Source organism: Rhizobium sp. 10N414 (genome assembly GCF_056394785.1).
On sequence record NZ_JBFTIN010000053.1, the window covers coordinates 36,412 to 52,164 of the forward strand.

Below are 15,753 nucleotides of genomic sequence, written 5' to 3' on the forward strand. Positions count from 1 at the left end.
CTCAGGCCACTGCGGTGATTGCGGTGGCATTTTAGCGCCTCGCCGACCCCTCAACGAGAGCTAAGGAGATGAGGATTGGGATAGATTGGGCTTCAAGCTTTCTCCTGGTGATCATAGCGCTCCCCTTCGTCGGAAGCCTTCTCACGGCGTTCCTGCTCCGGACGGCGTCGAGGCTTTTGCCTGCATCTATTGCAGGTCTTGTGGCTGCAACCTTGACCTTGGGCACCGCTTCTCTCTATCCGTTCGTTGTCAACGGAGGTGTCGTTCGCTTCGAGATTGATTGGCTGCCTCAGATAGGCGTCAACCTTACTCTGCGCATGGACGGGTTTGCGTGGATGTTCGCGATGCTGGTGAGCCTAGTAGGCGTTCTAATCGTCCTATATGCCCGATATTATATGTCCGAGGACGATCCAGTGCCTCGATTCTTTTCCTTCCTACTGGCTTTCATGGGCTCGATGTTGGGGATCATTATCTCCGGCAATGTCATTCTGCTCTCTGTCTTCTGGGAGCTCACGAGCCTTTCATCGTTCCTGTTGATCAGCTACTGGCATCAGAACCCTGCGGCGCGCGATGGTGCTCGCATGGCCCTGATCGTAACTGCGACTGGCGGCTTTTGCCTGCTGTTGGGATTGTTGATCCTCGGCTCTATTGTTGGAAGCTATGATCTCGACGTCATCCTCGCTTCCTCCGACACGATCACGGCCGATCCGCTTTACCTGACCAGTCTGGTACTGATCCTCCTCGGTGCATTCACAAAGAGCGCGCAATTCCCATTTCACTTCTGGTTGCCGAACGCGATGGCCGCGCCTACACCGGCGTCCGCCTACCTGCACTCCGCGACAATGGTGAAGGCTGGTGTGTTCCTACTGGTTCGTATTTCGCCCGCCCTTTCTGGAACTTACGAGTGGTTCATGCTCGTCGGGCTTGTAGGCATCTCCACGCTCCTTCTCGGTGCCTATTTTGCGATGTTCCAACAGGATTTGAAGGGGCTGCTGGCGTATTCCACGATCAGCCACCTTGGATTGATTACGACCTTACTAAGCCTTGGAAGTCCAATTGCCACGGTTGCCGCCATATTCCATATGGTTAACCACGCCATCTTTAAGTCATCTCTGTTTATGGCCGCCGGGATTATTGACCATGAGACTGACACCCGCGACATGCGGCGCCTCAGCGGCCTGTTGCGCTACCTGCCCATCACGGGAAGGCTGGCAATGGTCGCAAGCGCCGCGATGGCGGGCGTACCGCTTTTGAACGGCTTCATTTCCAAGGAGATGTTCTTCGCTGAGGCGGTTGAGACACACGCCGAGTCGTGGCTTGACACCGCCCTGCCCTACCTTGCTGTCATAGCGAGCGCCTTTAGCGTCGCATATTCACTTCGGTTCATCCATTCAGTGTTCTTCGGAGCGCGCCCCTCTGATTTGCCAAACAACAATCCGCACGAGCCGCCGCATTGGATGCGTTTCCCAATCGACTTCCTGGTGATCGCCTGTCTTGTCATCGGTATCGTACCCAACCTGACAATCGGGCCGTTCTTGCAAGTCGCTGCCTTCAGCGTTCTTCGCCAGTCGATGCCGCAATACAGCCTTTCAATGTGGCACGGTTTCAACATACCACTGCTGATGAGTGTGATTGCAATAACAGCTGGGTGCGCAATCTATATCACTTTTCGAGACTACTTCTCGAAATGCGATGACGGACCTCCGTGGTTCCGCCTCATGCGAGGGCAACGTATCTTCGAGAGGGGTCTCGTGACGATATCGTGGCGCTGGGCGAGAAATCTTGAGAACTTTCTCGGAACGAGAAACCTCCAGCCACAACTGAGGTGGGTTACCATCACAGGCTTCTTTTCTGCCCTTCTTCCCCTTTATCTCGCGGGCTTCCAGCCACGGATGATTGCTCCCTCCGATGTCGACATTCCGTTTATGGGCATCTGGACGATTGGATGCTGTTTGGCGATTGGAACCGCGTATATTGCTAAATATCACCGGCTGGCAGCTCTGGTCATGCTGGGTGGAGTCGGACTTATCGTATGCGTGACCTTCATCTGGCTCTCGGCACCAGATCTTGCCGTTACTCAATTGCTGGTCGAGATCGTAACCACTGTTCTAATTCTTCTGGGTCTGCGATGGCTGCCGAAACGTGCGAAGGCGCTGAAGGATGAAATGGCATTCCGTGCACGCTTCCGTCGTTTCCGGGATTTTATCCTTGCTGCGGTTTGCGGAGTAGGCATGACGTTTATTGCGTACGCGGTGATGACGATGACGGTGCCAGACGCAATCGCGCACTTCTTCCTCCAAAACGCCTATACCCAAGGCGGCGGACGCAACGTGGTCAATGTCATCCTCGTAGATTTCCGTGGCTTCGACACACTCGGGGAAATCACTGTGCTCGGTATCGTAGCTCTGACCGTCTACGCGCTGTTGCGCCGCTTCCGGCCAGCGGCCGACAGTATGGCGCCCCCCGAACAGCAGCAGGTGCAGTCCTTGTTCGACGACCAACAACCAGACCGAGACGTAGGCGACACGGCCCGAGACTACCTGCTCGTGCCTTCGGTGATCATGCAATGGCTGTTTCCGGTTATCATCACTTTGGCGATCTACATTTTCATCCGTGGCCATGACCTGCCGGGGGGCGGATTTTCGGCCGGGCTGACGATGTCGATCGCGTTCCTGCTACAATACCTGGCAGGAGGAACGCGCTGGGCCGAGGAGCGCATTCGCATCCTGCCGCTGCGCTGGATGGGGTCCGGGCTCTTGTTGGCGGCTACAACAGGCATCGGCGCATGGTTGTTCGGGTACCCCTTCTTGACTTCTCACTCGCGATACCTGGAGCTGCCACTGATCGGGAAGGTGCCAGCAGCTTCCGCAATGATTTTCGACCTCGGCGTGTTTCTCCTGGTCGTCGGTTCGACTGTACTCATTCTCGTTGCGCTTGCTCACCAGTCCATCCGCATCAATCGGATCCGAGCACTTGAGGAAGCAAAGGAAGAAGTTGCCTGATGGAACTTGTTCTCTCCATCGCTATCGGTGTGATGACTGCTTGCGGAGTCTGGCTGATACTTCGTCCTCGGACCTATCAGGTGATCATCGGGCTCTCGCTCCTCTCCTACGCAGTAAACCTTTTCATATTCGGAGTGGGGGGTGTGAGATTTGACGAGCCGCCGCTGCTCGGCGAGGGGGTGTTGGTTTCACGACTGGCGGATCCCGTCCCGCAGGCCCTTGTTTTGACAGCAATCGTAATCGGGTTCGCCACCACCGCGCTGTTCCTGGTTGTTCTTCTTGCCTCGCGTGGACTCACTGGAAGTGATCACGTTGATGGCAGGAGCGATCACAGATGATCGCGTGGTCACAGCATCTCATTACCCTGCCGATCCTGATCCCACTCGTCACTGGAGCTGGCTTGCTCTTCATCCCTGATCGCCAGCGCCTAGCAAAGGCGATGGTAAGCTTGGCAGCCACAATAGCCCTTGCACTCGTCTCAGTGCTGCTGATCGAGTTATCCAGGGGAAGCAATTTCGACGGGGTCTACCTACTGGGCAACTGGGGTGCGCCTTTTGGCATTGTCCTTGTACTCGATCGCCTCTCCGCACTAATGGTGGCGCTGACCGCGATTCTGGCTGTACCGGTTCTCACCTTTTCGCTGGCGCGGTGGCATTCTGCTGGCGCACACTTCCACAGTCTTTACCAGTTTCTTTTGATGGGGCTCAGCGGCGCCTTTCTGACGGGCGACCTGTTTAACCTGTTCGTTTTCTTTGAAGTGATGTTGGCGGCCTCGTACGGGCTTCTCCTTCACGGCTCCGGCTCGCTCCGCGTCAAGGCAGGTATGCATTACATCGCGGTCAACCTAGCGGCGGCATTACTCTTCCTCGTGGGCGTCAGCCTCGTGTATGGTACAACGGGGACGCTGAACATGGCCGACCTTGCAGAAAGAATTCCGGCTCTTGAACCGGACCGCCGAATGCTGATGGAAGCCGGCGCCGCGGTTCTGGGAGTGGCGTTCCTCATCAAGGCGGGAATGTGGCCACTCTGCTTCTGGCTCCCAAGCGCATACAGTGTCGCGGCGCCGCCGGTCGCGGCAATTTTCACATTGATGAGCAAAGTCGGCGTCTACATCATCCTGCGCCTTACCATGCTGTTGTTTTCCGAAGGGCCGTCTGCTGGCTTCGGCTGCGAGGTGCTGCTTTATGGCGGCTTGGCCACCTTGGCCTTCGGCACGATTGGCGTGCTGGCGTCGCAGGCTTTGGGCCGGATTGGCGCCTATTCTGTTCTCGTCTCATCCGGCACGCTTCTCGCGGTCATCGGACTGAATGACGCGACCGCGACGTCAGGGGCGCTTCTCTACCTGCTCAGCTCGACCTTGACCCTCGGCGCTTTCTTCATGCTGGTAGAGCTGGTCGAAAGAGGCCAGGATGCCGGTGCGTCGATTTTGGCAGTAACCATGGAGTTTTACGGGGAGACGGACGACGACGTCCTCGATGAATTCCAAGGCGCCACCATGCCCGCCACGCTAGCAATGCTCGGAATCTGCTTCGCTGCCTGTGCTGTTCTCTTGTCTGGACTTCCGCCGCTGTCCGGCTTCGTCGCGAAGTTCGTGATGTTATCGGCCTTGATCGGTACCGGTTCGATTGGCGTGCATCCAAGCGGGCCTGCTTTGTTGCTGGTCGCACTTGTCATCCTCGGCGGCTTGGCAACGCTGATTGCGCTTTCTCGTGCTGGAATTCGCACTTTCTGGAGCTCCATTGAGGGAACGGTGCCTCGTGTCCTAGTCATGGAGATCGTCCCAATCATGCTGATTTTGGCGCTGACGGCTGCGCTAACCATCAGAGCGGGGCCAGCCCTCGACTTCACGGATGCGGCCGTGCATGCGATCGCCAATCCGAGCATTTATAGCGAGGCTGTCAAACGGGCAACTCCTCAACGCTCGTGGCAAGACAAGACTATGCAAGGTTCGGGAGAGTAACGATGTTCCCCTACCCGCTCCTCGCGTTTGCCTTGCTGTCGATGTGGCTGCTGCTCAACAATCTGACGATCGGACACCTACTACTCGGCGGCGTGATCGCGGTTTGCTCAACATGGGCGATGGGGGCGTTGCGGCCGGAAGAACCGAGGATGCGCAAATGGTATCTGCTTCCAAAGCTCGTTGGAATCGTGATGCTGGACATTATACGCTCTAACTTTGCGGTGAGCGTTGTCATTCTTCGCGGACGAGCTAAGGGACGTCGCTCTTCGTTCATCGACCTGCAACTCGAACTTAGCGATCCCACTGCCCTCGCGATCCTTGCAGTGATCGTGACAAGCACTCCGGGGTCCGCGTGGTTGGAGTATGACTCGCGCCGCAGCTCCGTGCTGATCCATGTGCTCGACCTTGTCGATGAAGACGATTGGCGTGATCTGATTAAGAACCGCTACGAAAAACTGCTGCTGGAGATTTTCTCATGAGCGCCATTATCATATTCACTGCCATCGGCCTTGCCCAGTTGATGCTGACGATAGCGATGGGCATCACTTGCGTGCGAATGCTTTACGGACCACGGGCGCAGGATCGGATCCTCGGGCTCGACACGCTGTACGTCAACGCCATGCTACTGCTTATGACATTCGGCATCGGAATGGGTAAGACCGTCTATTTCGAGGCCTCGTTGGTGATCGGATTGCTCAGCTTTGTTGCAAGCACCTCGCTGGCAAAGTTTCTGATGCGTGGGGAGGTGATCGAATGATATACTTAGCGGCCGACATTCCGATTTGGGCTGCAATCCTAATCGCGTGCTTCGTACTGGTCGGGGCCGGTCTGGCGCTCATTGGCGCGATAGGATTTCTGCGGCTTCCGACCTTTTACGAACGCATACACGCCCCCACGCTTTCCACCAGCTTGGGAACCGGTGGCATCGTGGTCGCTTCGATCCTGTTCTTTAGCATGGCCGGGGACCGATTAATCGCGCACCAGGTTCTCATCGGGGTGTTCATCACCGTGACGACACCGGTCACGTTCATGCTTCTGGCCCGGGCGGCGTTACACCGCGACCGATTTGAGAACAGTCCCCATGTGCCCCCTCGGGAAAGTCATATCGAGCCGTGAAAGACCGGACACCGAGCCGCCTACTCAACGAGACCAACAAATCGTGGCGATCAACTGGGACGGACGAATGAAGTGGCAGGCTGCGACTGGCTACGGCACGCGTGCGCTGGTCGAAGCCGCGATCGTCGCTACAAGTCGTTCATCGGTGGTCCATTGGGCGCACGAACCTTCGAGCGCAACAGGCCGAGGCTGCCATCGGCTGCGCCGTTCTCAAATCGTATGCTTGCGTGCGCACACCCGAAATCCATCCGTCGCATTGGAACCAGCTCGAAAATGACGGCATCAAAGATCCGAGTCCGAAAACTCTACGATCCCCGCACCAACGCTACCTGAAAGCAGAAGGAATCCTTCCTCGGCTTTCTGGAAAGGTTGCTGTCCAGTGGCCTGGCTTGACTATCCGGCTTGCTAAGACCATCTTAGGATCATGTTGATCTCGCGTCTCAATGTCGTTCTCAAGCGGGTGTTCCTCATCGCGGGAATCTGACCCCCGGCCCGGTCGTGTCGCGCCCGGCCGAGGGGCGTAAGCATCGGTCAATGACCAAGGCGCAGCCTAGAGCGACATCCACCTCACGAATTTGAAGTGCTGGCGGGCCCCGAAGGCGACCGCTGAGACCTGCAGGAGAACTCTATGGTTTTCAAGACCCGGAAATCGCTCAAACCCGCGATTACGATTGCCGTCTCCGATCACGAGCGGCTGGCGAGACTCGCGGAGAGCCACGCTTCGCGTCTCCCCGAAGTGGCCGACGAACTGATGGCCGAGCTTGAGCGGGCGCGCGTCGTTCCCGACGAACGACTGTCCGCGAACGTCGTCCGGATGGGCTCCAAAATACGCTTCACCAGCGACCTCGGCGAAAACCGGCAGGTGACGCTCGTCTTCCCAGGCGACGCCGACATCGCCCAGGGCAAGGTATCGATCCTGACGCCTATCGGGGCGGCCCTCATCGGACTGTCGAAGGGACAGTCGATCGACTGGACGGCCCGCGACGGTCGCGTCCACAGGCTGACGGTCGCTGCGGTAGAGGCGCCGGATCGCGCGGCTTGCCCAGCCTCCTCTCAGCTTCGGCCCGCATCATGACGGGCGGCGCGCTCTCTTGTTCCTTCCCCGGAAGGCGCCTCATCGCACGCTCATAGCCCCTGTGCCGCCTTCCGCGGCCAGGGGACTCTGATCCATGCCCAACGTGAACGCTCCCGTGAGGGGGCGGTGGAGAACTACGATGAGAGAACACTGCATCCTCACCACCCGAGACTTCACCTTGTTAGAAGCCATGCTCGATGATCCGTTCGTCCGCGACTCCCGGCTGGTGCCTCTCCTGAGGCGCAAGATCACAACAGCGATCGTCATGTTCCGCGAGAACCTTCCTGAGAACGTCGCCAGCCTGAACAGCCGCGTGACCTACAGGATCGATGGCGCCAGTCGGGACACGCGCGTCCTATCCGACGACCGTATGACGACAGCGATTGGCATGTTACTGCCGGTCACGACGCTGCGCGGGATGGCGCTTCTTGGTCTTGCCGAAGGCCAGGAGTTCGTGTTGACGAACGTCGACGGCGTTGAAGAACGTATCCTGCTTGAGACGGTCCACTACCAGCCGGAAAAGGCAATGCGCAGGAGGGCTGCCGCCTCGAACCCAGCTACCCACTCCGAGCGGAAGCCCCTGCTCAGGGTCGGACCCCTCCCGGTTCGAAATGGCCGCGATGGACGGCGCTGACGACCGGCGGCATAGCCGCCTACTGGGTCGCCCTGCCGGTCCGCGCTCCTAGTTAATGCAGTGCAAGGCGATCGTTCGCGATGTCCTGCATCATGTAGTGAAGCGTTGACAATCCACTCGAGAAAGCCCGGCCGCCGAAACATCGGGAGCCGGACAAGTGACGACGGAGTTGCGTTGCGTAAGCCGGCCGGAGTTCCGTCCCCATCGCCGGATCGTTTCCTACCAGACGATGATCCAGCGCTCAAGCAGTAGCTCCTCAAGCACCCGCATGCGTAAGGAGAATACAAGCTCTTGATGGGATTCAAACGAAGTCCCGGAAAATAAAAAACGCAAGCGTCTGAAATTTCGAACTTTGTGGCGTGAGTTCTATTGTGGACCTCCCAAACATCCTCTCGGTATTATAATACCACACTTGCGGGAGGACAAGCCTGCCGGAGAGGTGGTGGCCGAGAAGCCTGCGTCTCCGGTGGAGGCCGATGTGCCGGATCCTGAGGTCGAGGCCGAACGCCACTGCCGACCAAGTCTTTCCGGAAGGGCGGAAAGGCAAATGTTATGGGCGTGCTGATCTCCAATCCGGAGAAGCCGCTTTGGCCGGATGCCGGCGACGGGAAAGCCGTCACCAAGCTCGACCTTGCGCATTATCACGAGGCGGTCGGATCATGGTTGATCGAGCATATCAAAGGGCGCCCATGCTCGATCATTCGCACGCCCGACGGGATTGGCGGCGAGCAGTTCTTCCAACGTCACGCGATGCCGGGCACGTCGAACCTGCTGGAACTCGTCACTGTGTTCGGCGACAAAGAGCCTTACCTCCAGGTGGACCGGATCGAGGGCCTGGTCGCCATTGCGCAGATTGGCGGTGTCGAACTTCATCCGTGGAACTGCCCGGGCAGCCGGAGGTTCCAGGCTGGCTGGTGTTCGATCTCGATCCTGGCCCGGATGTCCCCTTCTCCACCGTTATCGAAGCCGCGCGTGAAATCCGCGACCGTCTCGACGAACTCGGTCTCGTCAGCTTCTGCAAGACCACCGGCGGCAAAGGGCTGCATGTGGTGACGCCTTTGGCCGTCGCGAAAGGAAAGAAAATCGGTTGGGATGCAGCCAAGGGATTCGCGCATGATGTATGCCTGCAGATGGCCCGCGACAATCCCGAGCTTTATCTCATCAAGATGGCCAAGAACCAGCGCGAGGGTCGCATCTTCCTCGATTACCTTCGCAACGACCGCATGGCGACAGCGGTGGCACCCCTCTCGCCGCGGGGGCCGGGGGCGACGATTTCGATGCCGCTCACATGGACCCAGGTTAAGACCGGGCTCGATCCAATGCGTTTTACGGTTCGAACCGTTCCTGGGCTTCTCKCCAAGACCACCGCCTGGCAGGACTATTGCGACGGCCAGCGCTCACTGGAGCAGGCGATCAGGAGTCTGGTCAAGTCCATGAAGGCGGCGGCCTGAACGCGCCGGCGATCAAATACCGTAGCGCCGATCGAGTTCGTCGAGAGCAGCCTGCACCTCATCGATTGAAACCGGCTCGGACATTCCGGGCAGTTGACGGAGGGCGGGCTTCGATTCCACAGCGTAAAAGTCCGACGCCCAGGCCGCCAGGATCGCCCGCTTGTCGTCAACTGAAAGCGAAGGTGCTCTCACTAACTCGATCGGCCGCCGGAGCCGCATACCCCCAAGCAGGACCGTTGGTCCCATCACCATCGCGGTGCTGATCGCCTGCTGCAACATATCGTCCATCATCGATCCTCATCTCACGTGCGGATCCCGGTCGCGCCGCAGGCGTGACGCAGCGACTACGTTGGTTTCCGGCACCAGCAGGTCGTGTTTTTCGGCAAAGGCGGCAAACAGGCCGCGAGCTGTCTCCGCTTCGATCTCACCGCGCAGCGCGGCACTGCAAGCCTTGAGCGCGACCGAGTGCGAGGTGTCTCGAAGGGATTGCGGCCATTCGACGAGATGTCGGTACGCGTCCATCAAGCCGCGAACCTCTGCCGGAAAGCCAAGGCCGACAAGAATGAAAACGGGCTGTTTGAACATATCGGGTTTCATCGCTCTCTCCTTCCCAACCCAAAATGTTGTGGGCGCCGTCGCCACGGCGCCCTTGTTCTGCGGACAATGCGGTTAGGCTGCCTTCTGCGCTTCGATCTGCGCCGGAGCAGCAGGCGTCAAAGCGGGAGCGCTCTGGATCGAGATCTTACGCGGTTTCAATGCCTCTGGGATCTCGCGAACGAGATCGATGGACAAGAGACCATTGCTAAGGTCGGCCCCGTTCACTCGGACATGATCGGCAAGCTCGAACCGGTGTTCGAACGGCCGGCCGGCAATGCCGCGATGCAGGTAACCTTCATTGGCTGTCTCCTGCCTCTTGCCGGTGACAGTCAGCAGATTGGACTGAAACGTGATGTCGAGATCGTCCTGGGCGAAGCCTGCCACAGCAATCGAGATCCGATAGCTGTCATCACCGGTCTTGACGATGTCATAGGGCGGCCAGTCGCTGATCGAGCGGGCGCGCTGGGCGTTTTCTAGAAGATTGAAAACCCGGTCGAATCCGACGCTCGAACGGTAGAGCGGTGCATAGTCGTAAGATGTTGCCATAGCCATATCCTCCTTGAAGCAACATGGGTACGGAAGCGCCGAAAGACGGCACCTCCAGCAAGGCCAGCCCTTTCATCAGCGGCTGGCAGCAATCGATTTGGTTTCTGAGATTTTCGGATTCAAGAGCGTGGCCAGAGAAAATTTTGGCCTTTTTTGCCGTTGCCGAATCCAGTTAATCTAGCTGGTAAACCGCAGCATTATCCTGGACTTCGCGAAGCCCTTTGTAGGAGGCGTGACGGAGGTTTCCGTCGTCCGTCCAGCCGCGGAACTCGATCTCGGCGATCAGCGTCGGCTGGGCAAATGCGTAGTCCTTGCCCTTGAGCGGCACGACGGGTGTTTTCGTCTTCAGCAAATCGAGCGTCTTCTTCAGGTATGCGGCGTCGGTTTCCTTGAAGCCCGTGCCGACGGCGCCGACATAGATCCACTCGCTCCCGCGGCGAGCTGCAAGAAGCAGGCTGCCAATGCCGCCGCGCGCAAGGGCCGACTGCTCGTAGCCAATGACCATGAAACTCTCGCTCTGCACGCATTTGATCTTCAGCCAGTCGCCGGTCCTGCCGGAGCGATACGGGCTGTCGCGGTGCTTGGCGACAATGCCCTCCAGTCCAAGCGACCGGGCGTTTTCGAGAAGCTCTGCGCCGTCTCCCTGCACCTCCTCAGAAAGTTGGATCGCCCCAACCGCACCGTCGAGCAGATCCGTCGACAGATGCCGGCGGACCGACAGCTCGGTCTTGGTCAGATCGTGCCGTCGAAGTATAAGAGGTCGAAGGCGAAGAGGACGGATTCCGTCGAAGCCCGTTTGCCGCCGCGCCCGCCGAGCGAGCGCTGCAACGCTCCGAAGTCGGACCGGCCCTCGGCATTGAGGACGAGGGCTTCGCCATCGAGTATGGCGGTCCTTTGCCAGCATGACCATGCTGCCGGTTGGTGTCGTTTTTTTCGTGAGGCAACTGCTTGCCTCTGACCGGCATCACGTCCAAGGGATGATGACCGTGTTCATCGTCATGTTTTTTGCAAGCTTCTTGTCGTCATACATCAGTCCAACCGAAGGCTATACCCGCTATCGAATGAGCTTCGATTCCGCGATAGAGGTGAATATCTTGAAGAGTATGGTCCATATTTTTGGATTTTATCTGGCAGCATTAGTTCTTGCGTTCAGGGTTCCAGCTTACATCCGGTCGATACGAAAAGCATGGCGGCCCTCACTGCGTGCTACCGCTCCATGTGTAATTGATAAACCGCCGCGTTATCCTGCACATCGCGCAGTCCCTTATAGGATGCGTGCCGCAGCTTGCCGTCATGCGTCCAGGCGCGGTACTCAATCTCGACAATCAGCGTGGGCTGAACCCACACGAGGCTCTTCCGTCGCCCCTCAAATTTGACGGGTGGCGTCTTCCGCATGATCCGGTCCAGCGTCTTACGCAGATACTCCGCGCTGCGCTCATTAAAGCCGGTACCCACCGAGCCGACGTACACCCAATCGTCGCCCTTCCGAGCGGCCAGCAGCAGGCTGCCAATCCCCGATCGCGCCACCATCGAGTGCTCATGGCCCACGACCATAAAGCTGTCTGACTGGATGCACTTGACCTTGATCCACTCGCCGAACCGGCCAGACCGGTAAGGGGCGTCCTTATATTTCGCGATGATGCCTTCGAGGCCATTCTCGTGCCCTGCTCATTTTTCAGGAGCGATTGGAGGAAGTATCGGCGGGCGGTGAGTTCGAGGCTGCGCATATCGTGGCCGTCGAAGTACAGCAGGTCGAAGGCGAACATGATGGCGTCGCCCGCCGGCAGCTTCCCTCCCCGGTCGCCCAGCGAGTTCCGCAGCTTGCCGAAGTGTGGTCACGACTGCTTCACCGTCGAGGATAGCTGTGCCGACACCCAGACGCTTGGCCGCGTCCTCAATGCCGGGAAAACGGCGCGTCCAGTCATGACCGCCGCGGGTAAGTATCCTTATATGGCCATTGTTCAGATGGACTGCGATCCTGTACCCGTCCCATTTTAATTCGTACAGCCAATCCGGCCCCACTGGTGGAAGCGGCTTTAGCAGAGCCAGGCACGGCTCTACGCGAGCCGCATAGGATCAAAGGGAAGATTTGGTTGCGATGGACCTCGCAGCTTTCGCGCGCGGCTGCGAAGCGGCTTTTCGTCTGCCAAAAGCGGCTTTGATGGAGGAACATTGGCCATCGCTCGATTACATCAGGCAATGCTTAAAAAGACAATTAACTCGATGTGACGAGTGCGTTCGCAGACCATTGGTCGAGTGGGCTTGACCTAGCAAACTGGAGCCCAGAAGGCCGAGAAATACTGGAGACTGTAGGGCTGCTGTGACAAGCGGCCAGCAAAACAGTCGCTCGGCATTCGCGCATGGGATCCATCAAATTCTATCGCAGACCGGGCATCGTGCCATAAGAAAAGGCTCGCCCTGAAGCGCAGTGGGCGAGCCTTTCGAGTCATGCATGTAGATGTTGCCTGCTGTCACGATAACCTTGTGACAGTTTGACTGTAGCTGCCCTTGGTTAAGCAATTGCTAACACAGTCGGAACTTTCCCGCGCCCCATCGGTTCACTTATTGCAGCGCTCAATACACGCTGTGGGACCCCGCATCGCCCAACATGCAAGTCCGTGATCTAGGCCCGGATGCGCCCCCCAGCACGCCGGGCTTTTTTGTTATGTGCGGCGGAACTTTCTATTTGGCTTTATGTTTGACGGTAGCAATGATCCCACAGGCCATTGCACTGCTGGAATCCAGTCCCAACAGAAACCAGCAATGAAGGCTCGGCGCATTAGCGTCGGGCCTTTCTATTTCGCGCTAGCGGGAAACCCTCACCGTGGTCGTTACTGCACGGCGGATGGGCTTGACGCTGCAGGACTCTCTCCCCATTTTTCACCTACTCTAGCGGAGCGAAAATCCAGAACCTATCGACATGCGGCTGCCGGCAACCTCTTCAAGGAGAGGCGCTATGCGCATGGCATATTACCCGTCCGACTTTATCGGGCATGAACTCCAATACTCCTGCACCAAATGCCAACGCAGCGGCTCAATGGCGGCCGCGGACGCCCTTGCCCGCTACGGCAACAAGCCCATGCCGGAACTTCGCTATGACTTGGCGAAAGAGTTTGGCTGCAATCGCGAACACGATGCACCGTTCAACGACAAGTGCCAGATAAGGTACGACCATTCTGCCGGGGAGATGTTGGGGATGAAGGTACCTGAAGCTTGATCACGAGAAAACGCTCGGGGAGTTGGCGCAGTACGAGGCGCTGTTCGCCCGTTGCCCGGAGTGCAATCGCCGAAGGCCGATCGATCGTTGGGAGATCCAGCGGAAATTCGGAAAGGCATTGACGCTGGGCCAAGTGGCAGGCCTCATGCGTTGCAAGGTTGGGACAAGGGCGCTCGCCTGATGGTAAGGCATCTGTCGCGGTGAGCATCGAAAATCACGCGCCTCGGGCCAACATCCAGGACCGCGGGCAACCGTGCGCCACCGTACGGGTCGACAAATGTCTGTCCACGGAGGGTGCGAAGGCGTATTATCTGTCGGTCGGCCCATTCTTTCCGGGCAGAGTCGATTGGGAGATCATATGTGCTCTTGCCTCAGGCGGGAGCCGTACCATGAATTTCTTCACCAATGTCGACCTTACAGACGAGCATCTCGATATCTTGACCTGCAGCATTCACACGTGGTGCGTCAACCGTCGGGCCGACCCCGAAGGTCATCTTGCACGTGCGGCCACGACGCTGGCACTGGAAGTGATTTCCGCGTGTCCATCGATAACGTCGTCAGAGTTGCTTGACCTGCTCCTCGCCGAATTCCAGACCATTCGATTGGTGAATGGCGTGGAATCACTTGGGCAGCATGATGGTTCTCAGGTGGATCGCGGTTGCGCTGCAAGATGTCGACTGCGCGTAGCTATCTTCTTCCTGCCTTAATCTTGACGGCACCCATCTCGAAATGGAAAATAATATGACCAACGTTCCCATAGGCCCACCAGAAAAAAGGCCTGACACTTCGGCCAAACTGACTAAGCGGGCTCGGCAGAACGCTCTACGCGACGCTCAGGTAATGCCCCCGCATAAGGTCGATTTGACCCTGAACCCGAACACTCAGGAGCAAATGCGTTCGCCTTTCAGCGTCAATGCGCGTGCTTCCCGGGTTGTCGCAAAGCACTGATGCACATCGAGAATGAGCGCGATGCGTTTCGAGATCCCTGCCGGACGCCCGATGCCTCTTGGAGAATGCCATGTCAATAGGCGATAGCTGGACATTCAGAAGCACGTTGAAGCACGCGAGCGTGCGAGAGTTGAACACACAACAGCGGGAGCTAGTTGCTGCTTATAGGCTAGGGAAACTGGCGGAACAGGATTTCCAATTCCAGCTTTCAAAAGATCCCGCGTTGGCCAAGTGGGTGCGCCAAGTCCTGGAAGCTGCAAGCACTGACCCTCTGAGTAATTGATGCGCGCGTTGTTCAGCTGTGCGGCGCACGTAGCCGGAATGCACATTGGTCGGCCCATCTGATGGTGAGAACGGCGTTGATGAGCTTGCCGCTGTTGCGCCACCAGCGGCGGGCGTTTGCCGCCACCTGTAGGGCCACATCGGGTTTTGCCCCCCGAACCGTCAGTTCCCGGAAGATAGTCCTGCTGTGCTTCCATTGCTTGAGCTGGATAGCCCTCAAACGGTGACGCATCCATTCGTCCAGCCTTTGCCAGACCCGAGATGTTTGCGCCAGCCGGAAGTAGGCTTTCCATCCGCACACGAAGAGGTGCAGCCGTTCTGCCACCGCTTTCAGGGATCGACCCGTCACGCTCAGTTCGCGAATGCGCTCCTTGAACGCCTTGATGGCCTTGTCGGCGACCCGTCTCTTGACCACCCGTCCTGGTGCTTTGAAGAAAGCATAGCCGAGGAATTTGCGGCCGAAGACACTGGCAACGGCGCTCTTGGTCTCGTTCACCTTGAGGCGAAGTCGGCCATAAAGCCGCCGCAGCAGAGCCATCACCCGTTCGCCCGCCCGCTGTGACCGCACGTAGACGTTACAGTCGTCGGCATAGCGCAGAAGGCATGGCCCCGCCGTTCAAGCTCCTTGTCCACCTCATCCAGCAGCAGGTTGGCCAGTAGCGGCGACAGCGGCCCGCCCTGCGGCGTGCCTCTGGTCCGCTTGATGGTCGCATCCCCATCGACGATCTCGGCGTTCAAGTAAGCCCGAACCAGACGGATGACGCCGGGATCGGGGATTTTCTTGCGCAGACGGTCGATCAGGATGTCATGGTCAACCCGGTCGAAGAACTTCTCCAGATCCACGTCCACAACGATCCGCCGTCCGGACTGCACGAACGATTGCGCCGCCAGGACGGCATCGTGCGCACTCCTTCCCGGACGGAAG

At 58.3% G+C, this 15,753-nt stretch carries 15 protein-coding genes and 4 pseudogenes; 12 read left to right on the forward strand and 7 right to left on the reverse strand.

Annotated features, from left to right (window positions below):
• Positions 1-68: 68 nt before the first annotated feature.
• The 10 genes and pseudogenes from AC1DE4_RS28720 to ligD (AC1DE4_RS28765) all read left to right on the forward strand — a co-directional run bounded on the left by AC1DE4_RS28720 (position 69) and on the right by ligD (AC1DE4_RS28765) (position 9,238).
• Positions 69-3,002 carry a monovalent cation/H+ antiporter subunit A gene (locus AC1DE4_RS28720; RefSeq protein WP_477884234.1) on the forward strand — a complete coding sequence of 978 codons (2,934 nt, stop codon included), beginning with the start codon at positions 69-71 and terminating at the stop codon, positions 3,000-3,002.
• Complete coding sequence (locus AC1DE4_RS28725; protein WP_477817809.1) at positions 3,002-3,340, forward strand: Na+/H+ antiporter subunit C; 339 nt, start codon at positions 3,002-3,004, stop codon at positions 3,338-3,340. Before AC1DE4_RS28720 ends, AC1DE4_RS28725 begins: the two co-directional genes overlap by 1 nt.
• Entirely contained in the window at positions 3,337-4,962 is a 1,626-nt protein-coding gene (locus AC1DE4_RS28730; RefSeq protein WP_477884236.1) for a monovalent cation/H+ antiporter subunit D, read from the forward strand. Before AC1DE4_RS28725 ends, AC1DE4_RS28730 begins: the two co-directional genes overlap by 4 nt.
• A gap of 2 nt (positions 4,963-4,964) precedes the next feature.
• Positions 4,965-5,441 (forward strand): Na+/H+ antiporter subunit E, encoded by a 477-nt coding sequence (locus AC1DE4_RS28735; RefSeq protein WP_477817808.1) that lies wholly within the window; start codon positions 4,965-4,967, stop codon positions 5,439-5,441.
• A complete protein-coding gene (locus AC1DE4_RS28740) occupies positions 5,438-5,719 on the forward strand; it encodes a K+/H+ antiporter subunit F (RefSeq protein WP_477817807.1) in 282 nt (93 codons plus the stop codon). The genes AC1DE4_RS28735 and AC1DE4_RS28740 overlap by 4 nt, the downstream gene beginning before the upstream one ends.
• Positions 5,716-6,078, forward strand: coding sequence for a monovalent cation/H(+) antiporter subunit G (gene mnhG / locus AC1DE4_RS28745; protein ID WP_477817806.1), 363 nt, complete (start codon positions 5,716-5,718; stop codon positions 6,076-6,078). Before AC1DE4_RS28740 ends, mnhG begins: the two co-directional genes overlap by 4 nt.
• Before the next feature lie 13 nt (positions 6,079-6,091).
• A pseudogene (locus AC1DE4_RS28750) lies at positions 6,092-6,348 on the forward strand (IS5/IS1182 family transposase); the annotation flags it as partial.
• Between the two features lie 358 nt (positions 6,349-6,706).
• Entirely contained in the window at positions 6,707-7,153 is a 447-nt protein-coding gene (gene rnk, locus AC1DE4_RS28755) for a nucleoside diphosphate kinase regulator (protein ID WP_477817805.1), read from the forward strand.
• A 139-nt stretch (positions 7,154-7,292) separates the two neighbouring features.
• Positions 7,293-7,787, forward strand: a complete 495-nt coding sequence (locus AC1DE4_RS28760; RefSeq protein WP_477817804.1) for a GreA/GreB family elongation factor — start codon at positions 7,293-7,295, stop codon at positions 7,785-7,787.
• Positions 7,788-8,339: 552 nt separating this feature from the next.
• Positions 8,340-9,238: pseudogene (gene ligD / locus AC1DE4_RS28765) on the forward strand (non-homologous end-joining DNA ligase).
• 12 nt (positions 9,239-9,250) lie between these two features.
• Here the strand turns inward: ligD (AC1DE4_RS28765) and AC1DE4_RS28770 are convergent.
• The 5 genes and pseudogenes from AC1DE4_RS28770 to AC1DE4_RS28790 all read right to left on the reverse strand — a co-directional run bounded on the left by AC1DE4_RS28770 (position 9,251) and on the right by AC1DE4_RS28790 (position 12,561).
• A complete protein-coding gene (locus tag AC1DE4_RS28770) occupies positions 9,251-9,529 on the reverse strand; it encodes a hypothetical protein (protein WP_477817803.1) in 279 nt (92 codons plus the stop codon).
• A 6-nt stretch (positions 9,530-9,535) separates the two neighbouring features.
• The gene (locus tag AC1DE4_RS28775; RefSeq protein ID WP_477817802.1) at positions 9,536-9,835 is read right to left on the reverse strand and encodes a DUF982 domain-containing protein; all 300 of its coding nucleotides are present in this window, start codon (positions 9,833-9,835) and stop codon (positions 9,536-9,538) included.
• 72 nt (positions 9,836-9,907) lie between these two features.
• Positions 9,908-10,381 (reverse strand): Hsp20 family protein, encoded by a 474-nt coding sequence (locus tag AC1DE4_RS28780; protein WP_477817801.1) that lies wholly within the window; start codon positions 10,379-10,381, stop codon positions 9,908-9,910.
• A 172-nt stretch (positions 10,382-10,553) separates the two neighbouring features.
• Positions 10,554-11,272: pseudogene (gene ligD, locus AC1DE4_RS28785) on the reverse strand (non-homologous end-joining DNA ligase); the annotation flags it as partial.
• 315 nt (positions 11,273-11,587) lie between these two features.
• Positions 11,588-12,561, reverse strand: a pseudogene (locus AC1DE4_RS28790) (ATP dependent DNA ligase).
• Positions 12,562-13,337: 776 nt separating this feature from the next.
• Between AC1DE4_RS28790 and AC1DE4_RS28795 the strand changes: the two are divergent.
• Together AC1DE4_RS28795 and AC1DE4_RS28800 are read left to right on the forward strand one after the other, a co-directional pair.
• Positions 13,338-13,598, forward strand: a complete 261-nt coding sequence (locus AC1DE4_RS28795) for a hypothetical protein (protein ID WP_477817957.1) — start codon at positions 13,338-13,340, stop codon at positions 13,596-13,598.
• Between the two features lie 389 nt (positions 13,599-13,987).
• Positions 13,988-14,305 carry a hypothetical protein gene (locus AC1DE4_RS28800; RefSeq protein ID WP_477884238.1) on the forward strand — a complete coding sequence of 106 codons (318 nt, stop codon included), beginning with the start codon at positions 13,988-13,990 and terminating at the stop codon, positions 14,303-14,305.
• 536 nt (positions 14,306-14,841) lie between these two features.
• Here the strand turns inward: AC1DE4_RS28800 and AC1DE4_RS28805 are convergent.
• Both AC1DE4_RS28805 and AC1DE4_RS28810 read right to left on the reverse strand, forming a co-directional pair.
• On the reverse strand, positions 14,842-15,324 hold the full coding sequence (locus AC1DE4_RS28805; RefSeq protein WP_477884240.1) for a group II intron maturase-specific domain-containing protein: 483 nt from the start codon (positions 15,322-15,324) through the stop codon (positions 14,842-14,844).
• A gap of 41 nt (positions 15,325-15,365) precedes the next feature.
• On the reverse strand, positions 15,366-15,753 hold a 388-nt coding region (locus AC1DE4_RS28810), incomplete at its 5' end, for a reverse transcriptase domain-containing protein (RefSeq protein WP_477884242.1).